The 15,623-nt window shown below is 46.7% G+C and carries 13 protein-coding genes and 1 tRNA gene; 9 read left to right on the plus strand and 5 right to left on the minus strand.

Going from position 1 to position 15,623, the window contains the following annotated elements; genetic code table 11:
- Nucleotides 1-87 precede the first annotated feature (87 nt).
- The 3 genes from LMJ53_RS02750 to LMJ53_RS02760 are packed head-to-tail and all read right to left on the minus strand — an operon-like array spanning nucleotide 88 to nucleotide 3,041.
- Nucleotides 88-1,095, minus strand: coding sequence for a cytochrome d ubiquinol oxidase subunit II (locus LMJ53_RS02750; protein ID WP_229584695.1), 1,008 nt, complete (start codon nucleotides 1,093-1,095; stop codon nucleotides 88-90).
- On the minus strand, nucleotides 1,092-2,468 hold the full coding sequence (locus LMJ53_RS02755) for a cytochrome ubiquinol oxidase subunit I (protein WP_229584696.1): 1,377 nt from the start codon (nucleotides 2,466-2,468) through the stop codon (nucleotides 1,092-1,094). Before LMJ53_RS02755 ends, LMJ53_RS02750 begins: the two co-directional genes overlap by 4 nt.
- A gap of 18 nt (nucleotides 2,469-2,486) precedes the next feature.
- Nucleotides 2,487-3,041 (minus strand): GbsR/MarR family transcriptional regulator, encoded by a 555-nt coding sequence (locus LMJ53_RS02760; RefSeq protein ID WP_229584697.1) that lies wholly within the window; start codon nucleotides 3,039-3,041, stop codon nucleotides 2,487-2,489.
- 285 nt (nucleotides 3,042-3,326) lie between these two features.
- Between LMJ53_RS02760 and LMJ53_RS02765 the strand changes: the two genes are divergently transcribed.
- A tRNA-Leu gene (locus LMJ53_RS02765) sits at nucleotides 3,327-3,413 on the plus strand.
- Nucleotides 3,414-3,863: 450 nt separating this feature from the next.
- A complete protein-coding gene (locus tag LMJ53_RS02770; RefSeq protein WP_229584698.1) occupies nucleotides 3,864-5,483 on the plus strand; it encodes a methyl-accepting chemotaxis protein in 1,620 nt (539 codons plus the stop codon).
- Nucleotides 5,484-5,517: 34 nt separating this feature from the next.
- Here the strand turns inward: LMJ53_RS02770 and LMJ53_RS02775 are convergent, their stop codons facing one another.
- Nucleotides 5,518-7,287 (minus strand): methyl-accepting chemotaxis protein, encoded by a 1,770-nt coding sequence (locus tag LMJ53_RS02775; protein WP_229584699.1) that lies wholly within the window; start codon nucleotides 7,285-7,287, stop codon nucleotides 5,518-5,520.
- A gap of 312 nt (nucleotides 7,288-7,599) precedes the next feature.
- Here LMJ53_RS02775 and LMJ53_RS02780 point away from each other — a divergent pair, with 312 nt between their 5' ends.
- The 7 genes from LMJ53_RS02780 (at nucleotide 7,600) to LMJ53_RS02810 (ending at nucleotide 13,816) form a co-directional block, all read left to right on the plus strand.
- A complete protein-coding gene (locus tag LMJ53_RS02780) occupies nucleotides 7,600-8,826 on the plus strand; it encodes an adenosine deaminase family protein (protein WP_226750420.1) in 1,227 nt (408 codons plus the stop codon).
- Between the two features lie 313 nt (nucleotides 8,827-9,139).
- Entirely contained in the window at nucleotides 9,140-9,328 is a 189-nt protein-coding gene (locus LMJ53_RS02785) for a hypothetical protein (protein ID WP_229584700.1), read from the plus strand.
- Nucleotides 9,329-9,461: 133 nt separating this feature from the next.
- Entirely contained in the window at nucleotides 9,462-10,883 is a 1,422-nt protein-coding gene (locus LMJ53_RS02790; protein WP_229584701.1) for a sensor histidine kinase, read from the plus strand.
- Nucleotides 10,880-11,488, plus strand: coding sequence for a hypothetical protein (locus tag LMJ53_RS02795; RefSeq protein ID WP_229584702.1), 609 nt, complete (start codon nucleotides 10,880-10,882; stop codon nucleotides 11,486-11,488). Before LMJ53_RS02790 ends, LMJ53_RS02795 begins: the two co-directional genes overlap by 4 nt.
- Nucleotides 11,481-12,830: a sigma 54-interacting transcriptional regulator gene (locus LMJ53_RS02800; RefSeq protein WP_229584703.1), complete on the plus strand. Its 1,350-nt coding sequence runs from the start codon at nucleotides 11,481-11,483 to the stop codon at nucleotides 12,828-12,830. Before LMJ53_RS02795 ends, LMJ53_RS02800 begins: the two co-directional genes overlap by 8 nt.
- Before the next feature lie 25 nt (nucleotides 12,831-12,855).
- Entirely contained in the window at nucleotides 12,856-13,212 is a 357-nt protein-coding gene (locus tag LMJ53_RS02805) for a DUF2288 domain-containing protein (RefSeq protein ID WP_229584704.1), read from the plus strand.
- A gap of 31 nt (nucleotides 13,213-13,243) precedes the next feature.
- Nucleotides 13,244-13,816: an acyl-CoA thioesterase gene (locus tag LMJ53_RS02810; RefSeq protein WP_229584705.1), complete on the plus strand. Its 573-nt coding sequence runs from the start codon at nucleotides 13,244-13,246 to the stop codon at nucleotides 13,814-13,816.
- Nucleotides 13,817-13,820: 4 nt separating this feature from the next.
- Here LMJ53_RS02810 and ggt read toward each other — a convergent pair whose 3' ends face one another.
- Entirely contained in the window at nucleotides 13,821-15,539 is a 1,719-nt protein-coding gene (gene ggt, locus LMJ53_RS02815; RefSeq protein WP_229584706.1) for a gamma-glutamyltransferase, read from the minus strand.
- Between the last annotated feature and the right edge of the window lie 84 nt (nucleotides 15,540-15,623).

A 15,623-nucleotide genomic window follows, 5' to 3' on the forward strand; every position in this document is an offset into this window, starting at 1 on the left:
AAAAACCAAAAGCTGTAAACAGCTTTTGGTTTTTTTCATTTCAAACGCCCTTTAAATATTCTAAAGGCCGCGTGTTCTCGGCGGCATTTAATAATACTTTAAGCCGTCTGCTTTACCTCTAAAGGCGTAATAGGCTACTGCGGTATAGGCCGCGATCACCGGAATCACCACTACTGCGCCAAAGAAAATAATCAGTAGCGATTCCCGCGAGCTGGCTGCTTGATAAAGCGTCATTTGGTTTGGCACGACAAACGGATAGAAACTTAGGGCTAAACCGATAAAACTACTGATAAAAATCACGTTACAAATGGCAAAGGGCAACCAAGCACCGGCATCTTTTGGCAGTGGTAAACGTTTTAAGGCCAAATAACCAATAACAAACATGGCAAAGCACAACAACGGGATCGCAGCAAAGAAATAGGCTAATGGCGGTTCAGTCCACACTTGTAACACGTTAGCGTTGACCATAGGGTTAATCAGGCTCACCGCCAAGATCCCGCTTAGCGTTAACACGCCCGCTATTTTACAGTGCTTAATGGCATGCAGTTGCAGTTCACCGCTGGTTTTGCCAATCAGCCAGGCATTACCAATCATCGCATAGGCGGCCGTAACACACAGACCGCTGAAGCACGCGAAAATAATACTGCCCGTATGATACTGTAAACCCATCACATAAATGCCCAGCATAAAGCCCTGACTGAAGGTTGCTAACAGCGATCCGGCTTTAAAGGTGTAATCCCAGTACACTTTACGCTGAGTTTTTACCTTAGCCCGAAAGTCAAAGGCAACACCGCGTAAAATTAAGCCGATGAGTAACATGGCCGTGGGCAAATATAACGCATGTAAGATAGCGCTGTGCGCGGCGGGAAAGGCAACCAGTAACAAACCTACCGCCAATACGAGCCAAGTTTCATTGGCATCCCAAAACGGGCCAATCGAGGCAATGGCCGTATCGCGCCAAGCTTGGTTGCCCATAGGTAGGGTGATGCCGACACCTAAATCATAACCATCTAAAATGGCATAGAGTAAAATCGACAGGGCCGTTAGGCCACCAAAAACCAGGGCCAAATGTTCTGCCGTTAACCAATTCATCATGCTGAAGCTCCTGTGGCTTTGTCAGTGGCTGGCGCGTTTTCAGGTAAACCTGGCATCGTCAGATCATACTCTTCTACTTCTACCGCACGCTTGGCTAACCAGAACAGCGTTTTGATATAGAGCACCAGCAACACGGCATACAGCACTAAATATAAGCCTAGGGTTAGCGCGACATGCTCACTCGGCACGGTAGTTACCGCGTCACGTGTTTTTAATAAGCCATATACTAAGTAGGGCTGCCGACCAATTTCGGTGACATACCAGCCGGCTAGGGTGGCGATCCAGCCCGAGAACGTCATACCGATCAATACTTTTAAATGCAGCGGTGTCAGCGTTTTATGCCGCACCAGTTTGATACTGCTCCACCACGCCACTAACAGCATTAACATGCCGATACCCACCATAACGCGAAAACTATAAAACACCGGCGCAACGGGCGGATGCTCGCCGACAAACTCATTTAAGCCTTTCAGTTCGCCATCCGCATCGTGCGTTAAAATTAAACTGGCGAGTTTGGGGATCTGAATCGCGAAGCGGTTTTGCTGGGTTTCAGCATCGGGAATGGCAAATAACACCAGTGGTGCGCCCTTTTCGGTATGCCAAATCCCTTCCATCGCCGCGATCTTTTGCGGTTGATGTTCTAAGGTGTTTAAGCCATGAAAATCACCGACCAAAGCTTGGGTGGGCGCTAAAATTGCGGCCGTAAATAGGGCCGTTTTCAGCGTTAGTTTCGGCGCTTTTTTATTATCGCCACGCAATAAGCGATAGGCAGAAATACCCGCCACGAGGAAACAAACGGTGAGGGCCGAGGCCAGCAACATATGCATAAAACGATAGGGAAAAGACGGGTTAAAAATAATCGCTAACCAGTCGGTGGCATGCACTACGCCATCGCGCATTTCAAAACCGGCAGGCGTTTGCATCCATGAATTCAGCACTAAGATCCAAAATGCCGAGAAGGTGGTGCCTAAGGCGACTAAAAAAGTGGCAAGGGTATGCGCCCAGCGCGGCACTTTATGAAAACCAAATAGCATAATGCCGAGCATGGTAGCTTCAAGAAAAAACGCCGTTAAGATTTCATAGGCCAGTAAGGGCCCAGCAATATTACCGATGGTTTCCATAAAACCAGGCCAGTTAGTGCCAAACTGAAACGACATGGTAATGCCGCTAACGACACCCAGTGCAAAGGTTAGCGCAAACACTTTTACCCAAAAGCGATAAGCGCGCATCCAAACCGGATGCTTTGAAAAGTCGAAGCGTAACTTGAAGTAAAATAACAACCAACCTAAGGCAATGGTAATGGTTGGGAACAGGATATGAAAACTAATATTGGCCGCAAATTGAATACGCGACAGAATTAACGTGTCTAACATAACCACCTCAGCAATACGCTATTGAGCGTCTTTTTTCGAGCGAAACTTTTCGGTAAATTCCAACACCTTGCCAACACCAGAGCCGAGCTTCATTAAGGTGTTTAACTTTTCAGGCGATAACGACTGCAAGCTTTGTGTCCAGTCGGTAATGTTTTCGAGCAAATCATGGATTTCGGTAATGCGTTGTTGTGCGAAGCGCTCTTCTTTATTTGCCGCTTCATCCATCATAATGTCGCGCAGCAGTGACAGCGTTGGGTCCATTTCACGCTTACGGCGCTCTTCAAACACCTTATTGGCCATGTCCCAAATACTGCCACGACAACAATAGTATTCTTTGCGATCACCGGCTTTATGTTGCACTTGCACTAGCTGCCAGCTGCCCAGCTCTTTTAAACCCATGCTGACGTTGCCACGAGAAATACCCAATAACTCGGCAATGTCATTAGCGCAGATCGGCTCTTCACTCACCACCAGCAAGGCATAAATTTGCCCAACGGTGCGGTTAAATCCCCAGCGACTTCCCATCTCACCGAAGTGGTAAACAAAGGATTCAATCATTGGTGTCATTTGCATAAATCAGTCCTTACTGAACTTTCAGAAATTTCTGAAACTATTGTACGCTCAGATTTTGATCCTGATCAATGTGTTTCTGGAAAATTTATAATAAGCCCTGTAAAGAGGCTGAGCGTTAGCTGAAGCTGGGATGAAATCGTTGTCGTGAAAGGCTGACACAGTTGATTTTGTTCGATAAAGCATCAGTTGCGCGCTGATTAGCAGATAATTTCAGAAATCACTTGCAAAAGTGGCTGAGCTTGCATAATATTCGCGCCGTTCTGTCGGTACTAATCAGTACTCGTTGCCCGGGTGGTGAAATCGGTAGACACAAGGGATTTAAAATCCCTCGAGGGAAACCTCGTGCCGGTTCAAGTCCGGCCCCGGGCACCATTTTATTTCTGCGCTATATCCTCCTTTGCCACACTCACTTCTGTTTGTTTATTCTCTGTAATGTCATTATGTATCGCCATATTTTTCGTCCTGCTTGTCTTTCTCTCGTTGTTAAATCACACGGCCTTAAAAAAGCTGAAGTTTATGCAAGTTTGCTTTTATCAGTCCAATCCCTGTGCATACGGTTCGTTTCGTACGGCAAAATGTGACTCAACATTTCAAGGCATAATAGCGATGTGGCAAGCGGCAGGCTGGTCAAATTGGTTTACTAGATAACATTGCCAAGAGACGGGGCAGTGGTTGTTAGTATTGGATTTATAACAACCTTGCCGATTAAAAGCTGCCATACCGTGTATTTACTGCTAGAGTAAAGTAATAAACAGACCCTTTATTTTATGGGGTAGTTTTTATTGGCGTAAACTATCTCTAAATAAATCAATGAGGAACCTTATGTTCAGGTCATTAAGTATTCAAAAACGATTGCTCAGCGCATTTGGGGCGCTCGTTTTGATGTTAGCGGGTTTAGGCGTATATAACCTGAACACGATGTCTGATATTCGCGCCCGAGCGAGTCAAGTCGAAACCAATATTCTACCTTCGTTGATGAACTTGGCAGACTTAAATCTAAATGTGACCCGCTTGCGGGTATTTACCTTAAGACTGATGCTAACAACGGATATTCGACGTGAAGGTGAAACCTTACAATTAGTTGAAAATGTCCGGGCAGAAGTTATGAAAAACGTATCAGCTTATGAAAGTGCAATAACGCTTGCAGAAGAAAGACAAGTGTTTACTGACTTTAAAAAATCAGAAGAACGTTATTTAGATATTCAACAGCAAGTAATTGATTTACTAAAGCAAGATGAAACGGGTGCAGCCTTAGATCTGTTGCCACAGATGAATAGCCTAGCGAATACCATTACCCAAGACTTATTAAAATTAACTAACATAAATCAGCAGTCTGTCGCTGATGCTCGAACCGCTTCGATTGCGGCTTATGAAAGCGCTAAGTGGATTGTTATCGCTTTAATTGTGTTAGCCGTCATTATTGCTGTCGCGATAGCGCTGGTGATTTCCAAAAGCATTAATCAGCCCTTATCTCAGGTTATTGAGTCAGCCCAGTTTATTGCCGACAGTGATTTAACGCGGGATGTTTGTCGTGATGGTAATGATGAACTGACGACATTGGCGCAAGCCATAGCGCAAATGCAAACTAATTTGCGTGCAGCGATTGGTCATATCTCTAGCTCAGCCAGTCAGCTGGCTTCTGCTGCGGAAGAGTTAAATGCGGTGACGGATGAATCCGCTCGTGCGATTCAACTTCAAAATGATGAAGTGCAACAAGCTGCTACTGCGATAACCGAAATGAGCTCTGCGGTGGATGAAGTGGCGGCAACGGCCATGCAAACCTCGGAAGCGTCTATTCAATCCGCTGCCTTAGCAGAAGATGGCAGTAAAAAAGTACTGCAAACCCGCACTGTTATCGACAAGATGAATGCCGATGTCCGGCAAAGTACCAGTGTGATTAATGTCTTAGCTGAAAAAGTGTCTTCGATTAACCAGGTGTTAGAGGTGATCCGTAGCGTAGCAGAGCAAACGAACTTACTGGCACTGAATGCCGCCATTGAAGCCGCGCGAGCGGGGGATGCCGGCCGTGGTTTTGCCGTGGTCGCCGATGAAGTGCGAAGTTTAGCGCATCGTACTCAAACCTCGACTGGGGAAATTGAGTTAATGATCAATCAGGTGCAAGCCTCGGTAAAAGAGGCCGTTAGTGCAATGGGCTTAATTAGCAGCAATGTGGATAATGCACAAAACGTGGCAATTGAAGCGGCTACGGCGTTAACGCGTATTGCGGAAAACATTACCAGTATTAGTGATCAAAACCACGTTATCGCCAGCGCAGCCGAAGAGCAATCGAAAGTGGCACGGGAAATTGATCGAAATATCATTACCATTAGCGATCTCGCCAATCAAACGGCAACCGGCTCGCATCAAACTACGGCCAGTGCTTCAGAGCTTTCTCGTTTAGCGACGCAACTAAACGAGTTGGTTAGCCGCTTTAAAGTGTAAGGTGTTAGATAGCGCCAGTGATGCTGGCGCTTTTTCAGGCGCGAAACTTGTTCACTTCTAGCCTTAGCGCTTTAGCTTGGTTGGCCACATCGTCACTTAATTGATTGGTTTTTACTGCTGCGTCAGCCGTATCCTCAGATAAGTCCCGAATTTTCACCACATTACGATTGACCTCAGCTGCAACAGAGCTTTGCTCTTCAATTGCGGTAGCGACTTGAGTGGTCATATCCATTATATTTGTTACAGCGTTAGTGATGGTTTGGAGTAACTCGCTGGCTGCCGCTGCTTGAGTTGCGCTACGAACCCCCTCGTCACCACATTCTTGCATGATCTTGGTAATGCCCTTAGTGCGTTCTTGCAGTTTCTGAATAATACCTTCAATTTGATGGGTCGATTGCTGGGTTCGCTGTGCAAGTGTTCTTACTTCATCTGCAACCACCGCAAAGCCTCGACCGGCATCACCCGCCCGCGCGGCTTCAATGGCGGCATTCAATGCCAGCAAATTGGTTTGTTCGGCGATACTTCTGATGACGTCTAGCACTGAACCAATACTGGTACTGTCTTTCTGTAACTCAACTGCAGATAAATTGGCGTGTTGTAAACGCTCAGCAAGAGCATGTACATAGGTAACAGTATCATTAACTTGCTGCTGTCCTTTTTGCGCATGCTCATTGGCCGTTTGCGCCGTACTGGACGCTGCTTCAGTATTTGTCGCAATCTCCTGTATGGTGGCGCCCATCTCGGTTACTGCCGTCGCGACCATATCGGTTTCACCTTGTTGTGCTTGCGTCACTTCTGCGGTACTCGCTGCAGTCTTTGCAAGTTCAACCGTGACTTTATCTAATGTCGCTAAAGAATGATTTACCGATTTTACTAAATTTTGGACATCGGAAAGCAAGGAATTCATATCCTGACCGAGTACAGAAATTTCATCTTTACCAGTGAGTTGCAAGCGTAGCGTAAAATCTTTATTGGTGCGTATCTTTGCTAAATCGCTTGAGGCTTGACTAATGGGTTTATTGATACTGCGAGCAATTAAACTTACCAAAGAGATCACCAAAAGGATGATCAGCACAAAGAGGCCAAGGCTCAATCTATTAATTTTTTGTATAGCCAGCTCAAAACGATGGCTAAGCTGCTCCGACATATCTGCAAGTAAGGTTTCTGTTGCTTGGATTTGTTGGCGCATATTCCCCTCTAGCCCTTCACTTGGGGTTAAACCTCGTTGCTGGAATAGCGCCACGAGTTGTTGAAAGACAGTTTGATAGTCGGTGTATAAAAGTGCTTCTGCTGGGGTTAATGTGGCGGATAACTGGCGGCTAAGTGTAAGGTGTCGCTCAGCATTTTCTTGCTGCAGATAGGTGATGAAATCTTTTTCAACGGAGCGGATCTGCCAGTATAAACCTTGTTCAAAGGGGCGGTCGCTCAAACTGTTGTGTAATAGTTGGCTAGTTTCCATTAAGCTTGCCATTAGCCCTTCTTTTGCGGTTAAGCCAATCTGTTGTTCAGTCAAAATTAACTGATCAAAAGCTTGCGCATAAAGCTGAACTAAAGCGGCAAATTCTTGCGTTTGTTGTTGTTCTATCGAGAGTGACTTTAATAGCGCTTGCAGTACAGTAATTTTTTGGGTGAGTTGTTGTTGAGTATCTTGATGTCGCTGTTGATAGCGTAATTCTTTTCGTAGTAAAAAATCTTTTTCATGGCGCCGTAAGGTCAGCATGCCGCTATTCAGTTCAGCGATGAGTTTATCTGCTTGAGCTAGCTGACTTAAGGTTCGCTCTTGATATTGCATAAGGAATAACATAAATCCTAGGGCTGTTACGGCGACTGAAGCGATTAATATTAGTCTTGTGCGAATGGTAAAAGTGTTCAAGTGCATAAAATCTCCGTTTTTAGCCTAGGCTTTTACGAGTTGTGTCATAACAGTCCGTTGTTGAACGGCGCTTTTATATCGTCGAATGAAAAAAGTAACCTTTTAAAAGCATAAACGTAGTTTGCTGCCATAGCTACTTTTGTTAGCCGTGGATCCGGCGTTTTAAGTTGCACCCATACTTAAGCCATGTGCGTTGCCGAAGTCTTCTATGCTATTCTGCATGGATTATTAGAAGGAATCATTATGCCTAGATACTCTGCCGATTTTATTAAAGATATGCCGAAATCCGACTTGCACTTGCATCTGGATGGTAGCCTGCGTTTAGACAGTTTAATTGAGATGGCGCAGCGCAGTCAGGTGGCATTGCCGTCACAAAGTATCAGTGGCCTTAAAGAGTTGGTGTTTAAAGACCGTTACCAAAATTTAGGTGAGTATCTACACTGCTTTCAATATACCTGTGCAGTGCTGCGCGATCCGGAAAACTTAGAGCAAGCGGCTTATGAACTGGCGTTAGATAACCAAGCCGAGGGCGTCAATTATATCGAGGTACGTTTTGCCCCTCAGCTATTAATCGATTTAACGCGGGGCATCGACTTTGACCAAATCATGCACGCGGTGAACAATGGCTTAAAACGCGCTATGCAAGAGTACAATGCCACAGAGCGGGTGTTGCGTGGCGAGCGGCCACCGTTTCATTACGGCATTATCAATTGCGCAATGCGCATGTTTGGCAATAAAGGGTTTTCACCTTATTACACCAATTTATTTCAGTTGATGCGTGATTTTGCACCGATGGATGTGATTAAGCTAGCGGCGATGGAATTAGTGCGCGCCAGTGTGCGGTTGCGTGACGAAGAAGGCATCCCGATTGTTGGGTTAGATTTGGCCGGGCAAGAAGCAGGCTATCCTGCTGGCAAGTTTAAAGAAGTGTATGAATACGCGCATCAACACTTTTTATTAAAAACCTTACATGCGGGTGAGGCTTATGGCGCAGAAAGTGTGTTTGAAGCCATCACAGAATGTTATGCCGATCGTATTGGCCACGGTTATTCGATGTTTATGCCCGATATGATTAAAGACCCCGCTATTCTAGATAAAGCCAGTTATATTCAGAATTTGGCTTCTTACATTGCCGATAAGCGGATTGCAATTGAAGTGTGCTTAACCAGTAACTTACAAACCAATCCGGCTATTACCGATATTCGCCAGCATAAATTTAAAGACATGTTAGAGCACCGTATTGCCACGGTTATTTGTACTGACAACCGCTTAGTGTCGAATACCACAGTGAGTAAAGAATATCAGCTGGCGCTAGATAACTTTGATGTGCCATTAAAGCGGCTGAAAGATATGGTGGCTTATGGTTTTAAGAAGAGCTTTTTCCCTGGAAGCTACGTGGAAAAGCGTCAATACGCCAAACACTGCTTAGAATATTTCGATCGCGTAGCGCAGCGCTACGGTTTTATTTAGTTATAACAGCGGCTTAGGCTGTGTGTCGCAAAAAGCATACAGCCTAAGTTATTGATTTTAAACATTATCGGTTTTATGCTGTTTTTAGTGTCGCCATTTGGCAACACCCCCATCAAACTCACCACACTGAAATCTCGCGAATCCAACTCAAGTATATGATATTAAAGTTATTTTTAATGTTGGCACGCGCCGTGCATTATCTATGGTACGACTGCAGGGGAATAGCGTAAAGGCAAAGCAGTTTTACCTTTACGCGATTCTCCTGAGACAGTTCTAACCGCCTGCAACAAGGCGTCATTTGCGGAGAAGTATCATGGATATGTTTTTAAGTTTTGTTACCCTGTTTCTGGTTGCTAACATGGCTATTGTGTTCACTATGCTGCGTCGTATCGATTTAAATAACAGCAGTGTGCAAGCGTGGGAGCAAGAACAAGCTGTGCACCTGGCACCGGCTCCACAAACCACCTTTACTGCCGCGTTAACCACCGAGTTGGCGCAGTAAGCTTTATCTGATCTTCAGCGTTATGCTGAATCTGCCTTGGCCAGCATTGCTGGCCTTTTTTATATCTGCAATACAAAGGCGCGTTTTTTCAGTAAACTAGCCAGCACTGTCTTTTAGTCTGAGTTCGGTCGTTATGCGTTTTTCAATCCAAACTGCCTCGTTACGCCAGCTGGTCTTGCTCAGTTTCTTTTTAGCACTGATCCCGGTGGGTGTGCTGCTGTGGCAAAGTAATAAATCGCTCAGTGGCGTCAGCTCATTTGCTATTACTTCGGCAGAACGTTCAGTATCTTACGTTCGACAATCGGAAAGCATGCAAAGCGTGGTGATTGATATCGAACGAGCCGTGCGGCAATACGGTGTGGTGCGCACCGAGGCGATCCGCAGAGTGGCTTTAACGCATATCGAGAATCAGCAGCAATTACTGCAACAGGTTTGTCAGGATTTACCACAACTGAATTTATGCGCCGAGCAAGAAGCGGCTTTAGAAACGCTGCGCCAACGCCTAAGTGAAGAACTCACCAATACGCCTGAAGGTTTAATGCAGCAAATTCGCCAACAGCAGCAGCGGATCACTCAGCAAATTTGGGATCTGCTAGAACGGCAATTGTCTGAACAGCAGCAATTTGTCACGCACACCCAGCAACAACTTGCTTGGCAAACCTTTGCTTTGGTGCTGCTGACCTTACTGCTGGTGCTGTGGAGTTCTAACCGTATTACGGCGCCGGTGAAAAAGCTTGATCGGATGATCCGTGCGATTGGCCAACCGAAGCATCAATTTCCCGATGAAAAACTGCGCGGCCCTCGTGAATTAACCGAACTGGGCGAACAATTACGCTGGCTAAGTTCACGTTTACAACAGTTAGAAGCGCTGCGATTGATTTTACTGCGCCACGCCTCTCATGAATTAAAAACGCCCCTGTCGAGTATTCGTGAAGGTTGCGCCTTGCTAACCGAGCAATTGGTTGGCCCATTAACACCGCAACAATTAGAAGTGGTGACCCTGCTAAATGGCAGTGCCGATCGACTCAGCGTGTTGACTGAACAATTGCTCGATTACAATCGATTATTGCAACAAGCCCAGCCAGAATGGGCTTGGCAAACACCACAACAATTATTGCAAGCCTGTTTTAATGATCATGCGTTATCGCTGCAGCAGCGTCAGCAACAAGTGAAACTCGATTGCCAGCTGAATACGCTTTATACCGATGCCACCTTGTTCCGACGCATTTTGGATAATTTGATCAATAACGCTCAAGCTTACGGCGCTGAAAGTAGTCCCGTTTGGGTAAAATTGTATCGGCAAGACGATATGATCTTGTTAGAAGTGGCGAACAATGGCGCACCCATTCCGGTGGCACTGCGCGAAAAGTTGTTTGAACCCTTTCAGCGTGGCACCACGCCACGTTTCGACTCGGTACAAGGCTCTGGCTTAGGCCTGTCTATTGTGGCCGATTGTGCTCGTTTGTTAGGGGGCCACGCGGATATCGTCGATGTCGTGTATGCGGATGTGTGTATCCGTGTTCACTTGCCGTTTTTAGGAGAAAAACCGCTATGAAAAATGCAGTGCTACTGCTGATGTTGCTGACACTGGCTGGGTGTCAATTAACAACCTTACCAGAGTTACCCAGCACCACCACATCGGTAGAGCCCGAACCTGAAGCTGTGCCAGCCGTAGTTGAACCTGAGCCTGAAGTCGTTTTTGAATTGGCCTTAAATGATTCTGCCACCAGTTTACAAGCGTGGTTGGATTACAAGCAGCAAATTTTAATCGATCCGATGCCCGAGCGGGCACGGTTACGCAGCCTACCAGAGCTGGATAAATTGGCTCAATTTCAGCAAGCTTTGCTTAATTTGCATCCTGATATGCCTTATGTCACGCGCTTTCGAGTGCAAACGCACTTAGCAGAATTATTATCGTCATTGCCACCTCGCCTTGTCGCGTTGTTTAGCTGGGAGCTGACTTTTAATCAAAAGTTATTAGAGGCCGAGTCTGCCGTCAGTGCAGTGACCCGTTTAAATGCACAACAACAAGATATGATCGATAGGGCCCAAAAAACCAATCGTGAACTGCAAAAGAAAATCGATGCTTTAACGCAAATCGAGGCAGAGTTGAATCAGCAACCGCTGCCTGAGAATGGCAATGGAGCAAACCATGGCTAAAGATAATCCACGTTTATTATTGGTCGATGATGATCCGAGTTTACTGCGCTTATTAACCTTACGTTTAGAAGGTGAAGGCTATCAGGTTTTAAATGCCGATTGTGCTGAAATGGCGTTAAGCATGTTAACCAAGCAAACGGTTGATGTGGTGCTAAGCGATTTGCGCATGCCCGGTTTAGATGGCATGAGTTTATTTGATGAAATTGCCAAGCGCTATAAAGGTTTGCCTGTGGTGTTAATGACCGCACATGGGTCTATTCCAGAAGCGGTAGCGGCTACGCAGCGCGGCGTTTTTGGCTTCCTCACTAAACCGCTTAACCCGGTTGAGTTACGGGAGGTGTTACAGCGGGCTTTAAATCAGTCGTTACCCGAGCAAGCGCAGTGGCGTGCCGCCATTATTACTCGCAGCAAGCTGATGCAAGACTTGCTGGAGCAAGCCTATCGTGTCGCTCAGCGTGATGTTAGCGTGTTAATTACCGGTGCCAGCGGAACCGGTAAAGAGTTGTTAGCCAATGCTATTCATCAGGCCAGCCCACGTGGCAGCAAACCCTTTGTCGCGATTAACTGCGGTGCCTTACCCGAGCATTTGTTAGAATCTGAGTTATTTGGTCACAGTAAAGGGGCTTTTACTGGGGCGGTGACAGAGCACTTGGGCTTATTTCGTGAAGCGGATGGCGGTACTTTATTTTTAGATGAAATTGGTGATATGCCGGTGGCGCTGCAAGTGAAACTGCTTCGCGCGTTGCAAGAGCGACAAATTCGCCCGGTTGGCAGTGCTAAAACGATCCCCATTAATGTACGGGTGTTATCGGCCACGCATCGCGATTTACAGCAAGCGATGGCTGAAGGTCAATTCCGGGAAGATTTATACTATCGTTTAAATGTGGTAAACCTACAATTACCAGGCTTAGAGCAGCGCGCGGAAGATATTCCGTTATTAGCTCGGCATGTACTGCAGCAAAGCGCCGATCGGCATCACGTGAAAGTAACACGCTTCTCAGACGATGCACTGCAAATTCTCGCCACCGCGAAGTGGCCGGGAAATGTCAGGCAGTTAGTTAACGTGGTGGAGCAATGCGTTGCTTTAACGCAAAGCCCGATTATTAGCGCGGCGTTAGTTGAGCAAGCGTTATCACAAAACACCAGTTACTGGCCGACGCTGACCGAAGCACGTGATCAATTTGAACGGCAATATTTGACGCGGGTGCTGCAAATGACCGAAGGGAATGTGACCCGTGCCGCCGATTTAGCCGGGCGCAACAGAACCGATTTTTATAAATTATTGAAAAAACACGAGCTCAGTGCACAACAGATCACTGAGCAGCAAGACGAGCAAGAATGAGAGCTTAAACGACGTTGAGGATGTTATGACTGCGATTACCCCACCTGACGCCCATTTGATTGAGGAGGCTGAAGATCCTACCTTAATCCGTGCCAAAATTATTGCCGAAACGGCGCGTATCAGTTGGCTCGAGTTGCAAAAGTTTTATGCTGCGGGCAATGTGATCAGCGTGGAGCCGGTGGCCGATTTAATTGAAGTGGCGTTTGCTTTTAGTCAGGATAATAAAGCACAAGTTGCCGATTGGTTAAGTCAGGGCAGTATTCGTCGCACCACAGAGCAACAAGCGCAGCAATGGTATCAGGCAAAAACGGAGCTTTGGGCAGTGGTGATTTCGCCATGGATCTTAGTGCAAGACAAACCCTTAACAGAGCAACTAAACTAAGTTGTGACACACATATATTGGAGTGCTTGCCATGGATAACGCATACAAAACAGTGAAATGTTCACAAATTACCTTGTCGCAGCTGATGTTGCCTTCCCATTCTAACTTTAGTGGTAAAATCCACGGCGGTTACTTGTTGTCGTTAATGGACCAAATTGCCTTTGCTTGTGGCTCTAAGTTTAGCGGTAAATATTGCGTCACCGCATCGGTAGATCGCGTCGACTTTCTTAACCCTATTGAAGTAGGTGAGTTAGTCACACTAAACGCCTCTGTCAATTATGTGGGCGCGAGTTCGATGGTGGTGGGGATCCGTGTTGATGCCCAAAATATTCAAACGGGTCTGGTTAAGCATTGTAATTCGTCGTACTTCACGATGATTGCCAAAGACAGCGAAACGGGTAAACCGGTGCGGGTGCCACGGCTGCAATTAAAAAGTGAAGAAGAGATTATGCGTTATTTAAAAGCCGCGGAGCGAATTAGCTTGCGTAAACAACGTACTGCGTCGGCAGTGCCTTTTGATGGTGATGTAACACAAGCCATTCGGCATATCGAGCAACACCATGATGCCAAGGTGTCGCTGACGGCGGATGCCGTCAGCTTATAACGCGTTAGTAACCTGCAGCTTGCCCATCTTTGCGTGATTCAGAGGCGCCAATCCAAACGCCGTTGGCATGATCGCGCATAATAGCTTGATAGCCGCCATAGCCACCTAAGCCCCAGCGGATGTCATGGCCGCGTTGCTGTAACTCGCGCACGGTTTCAAAGGGCACACCGCGTTCTACCTCTATATAACCGCCATTTTGCAGGTAAGCGTCTTGGCCATCTGTTGGCTCAGTGCTCCCTAAATGCTGCCAGCGGGCGGCATCACCCGCTTCTTGCAGGTTCATGCCATAGTCGACCATATTCACTAAGATTTGCACATGACCTTGCGGTTGCATCGCTCCTCCCATGACACCGTAGCTCATTAATGGTTTGTTATCTTTGGTAATAAAGGCCGGGATAATGGTATTAAAAGGTCTTTTGCCAGGTTGATAAGCGTTGGCGTGTTGTTTATCCATCGAGAATAATTGGCCGCGATCTTGAAAGATAAAGCCCAGGCCCGGTACGGTAACGCCTGAACCCATGCCGCGATAATTACTTTGAATAAGCGACACCATATTGCCGTCTTTGTCTGCCGTGGTCATATAGATAGTATCGCCTTCGTACAGATTCGGGTTACCCGCATCAACCCGTTGTGCGGCGCGCTCACCAATCAGTTTTGCCCGCTCTTTGCCGTAGGCTTCTGAGATCAGGCCGGCAATCGGTGATTGATTAAAATCCATATCGGCATAAAACTTCGCGCGATCTTCAAACGCCAACTTTTTCGCTTCCACCATTAAGTGAATACTTTCGGCGCTGTTAAAACCCAGCTTGGCTAAATCAAAGTTTTTTAGAATTTGCAGCATTTGTAAGGCCGCAATCCCTTGGCCATTTGGCGGTAATTCCCACAGCGTATAGCCTTTGTAATCAACCCCTACTGGCTCAACCCAATCTGAACGATGTTTGGCAAAATCGTCATAGCGTAAGTAGCCGCCGTTTTGTTGCATAAAGCTGTCAATTTTGCGGGTGATCTCACCACGATAAAAAGCATCGCGGCCATGTTTAGCAATGGCTTTTAAGGTATTGGCGAGCGCGGGGTTTTTAAAAATCTCGCCTTTAGCCGGCGCACGACCATTAATGGTATAAGTGCCGCTAAAATCGCCCGGTTGTTTACTTAAAATCGGCACGCTACGATCCCAGTAATAAGCAATGAGTTCGGTAACGGGGAAGCCTTTTTCGGCATAATGAATGGTAGGCTGCAGAATTTTCGGCATAGGTAATTTGCCAAATTTTTGATGCATCTCGAACCAGCCATCAACCGCACCTGGCACACTGATCGGCAACATGCCATGTGGTGGTAAATCGTGGCGGCCCAGCTTATCCAGCTCGGCTTTTAAGGTATCGTAACTCAGCCCCATCGGTGAACGGCCAGAGGCGTTTAAACCGTGCAAACGTGCGGTTTTCGCATCCCAGATAATGGCGTATAAGTCACCACCAATACCATTGCCGGTTGGCTCCATTAAACCCAGTGCGGCGTTAGCGGCAATGGCTGCATCAATGGCATTACCGCCTTGTTTCATGATATCCAGAGCGATTTGTGTGGCTAACGGATGGCTGGTTGCGGCCATTGCTTCGGTTGCGATCACTTCTGAGCGGCTGGCAAAGTCTTTGCCCGTGATCCGATCAAAGGCTTGCAGCGGCATGCTAATTAACACGCTGAAACACAACAGGGGGATTTTATAGTTCATTTAATGGCTCCGTTGGTGGCTAGTACCAAGCTAACTTACGGGGGATTGTCGCCTCTGGCTAGTGGCTTTCGACCAATTGCCCCC

This window comes from Rheinheimera sp. UJ51, from assembly GCF_020819615.1.
Lineage (GTDB): Bacteria > Pseudomonadota > Gammaproteobacteria > Enterobacterales > Alteromonadaceae > Alishewanella > Alishewanella maricola.

Coding starts and splice junctions, on each gene's coding strand:
- LMJ53_RS02755 (WP_229584696.1), bottom strand. CDS start 2,468: ATGTTAGACACGTTAATTCTGTCGCGTATTCAATTTGCGGCCAATATT.
- LMJ53_RS02795 (WP_229584702.1), top strand. CDS start 10,880: ATGAAAAATGCAGTGCTACTGCTGATGTTGCTGACACTGGCTGGGTGT.
- LMJ53_RS02750 (WP_229584695.1), bottom strand. CDS start 1,095: ATGATGAATTGGTTAACGGCAGAACATTTGGCCCTGGTTTTTGGTGGC.
- LMJ53_RS02780 (WP_226750420.1), top strand. CDS start 7,600: ATGCCTAGATACTCTGCCGATTTTATTAAAGATATGCCGAAATCCGAC.
- ggt (WP_229584706.1), bottom strand. CDS start 15,539: ATGAACTATAAAATCCCCCTGTTGTGTTTCAGCGTGTTAATTAGCATG.
- LMJ53_RS02785 (WP_229584700.1), top strand. CDS start 9,140: ATGGATATGTTTTTAAGTTTTGTTACCCTGTTTCTGGTTGCTAACATG.
- LMJ53_RS02800 (WP_229584703.1), top strand. CDS start 11,481: ATGGCTAAAGATAATCCACGTTTATTATTGGTCGATGATGATCCGAGT.
- LMJ53_RS02760 (WP_229584697.1), bottom strand. CDS start 3,041: ATGCAAATGACACCAATGATTGAATCCTTTGTTTACCACTTCGGTGAG.
- LMJ53_RS02770 (WP_229584698.1), top strand. CDS start 3,864: ATGTTCAGGTCATTAAGTATTCAAAAACGATTGCTCAGCGCATTTGGG.
- LMJ53_RS02805 (WP_229584704.1), top strand. CDS start 12,856: ATGACTGCGATTACCCCACCTGACGCCCATTTGATTGAGGAGGCTGAA.
- LMJ53_RS02775 (WP_229584699.1), bottom strand. CDS start 7,287: ATGTTATTCCTTATGCAATATCAAGAGCGAACCTTAAGTCAGCTAGCT.
- LMJ53_RS02810 (WP_229584705.1), top strand. CDS start 13,244: ATGGATAACGCATACAAAACAGTGAAATGTTCACAAATTACCTTGTCG.
- LMJ53_RS02790 (WP_229584701.1), top strand. CDS start 9,462: ATGCGTTTTTCAATCCAAACTGCCTCGTTACGCCAGCTGGTCTTGCTC.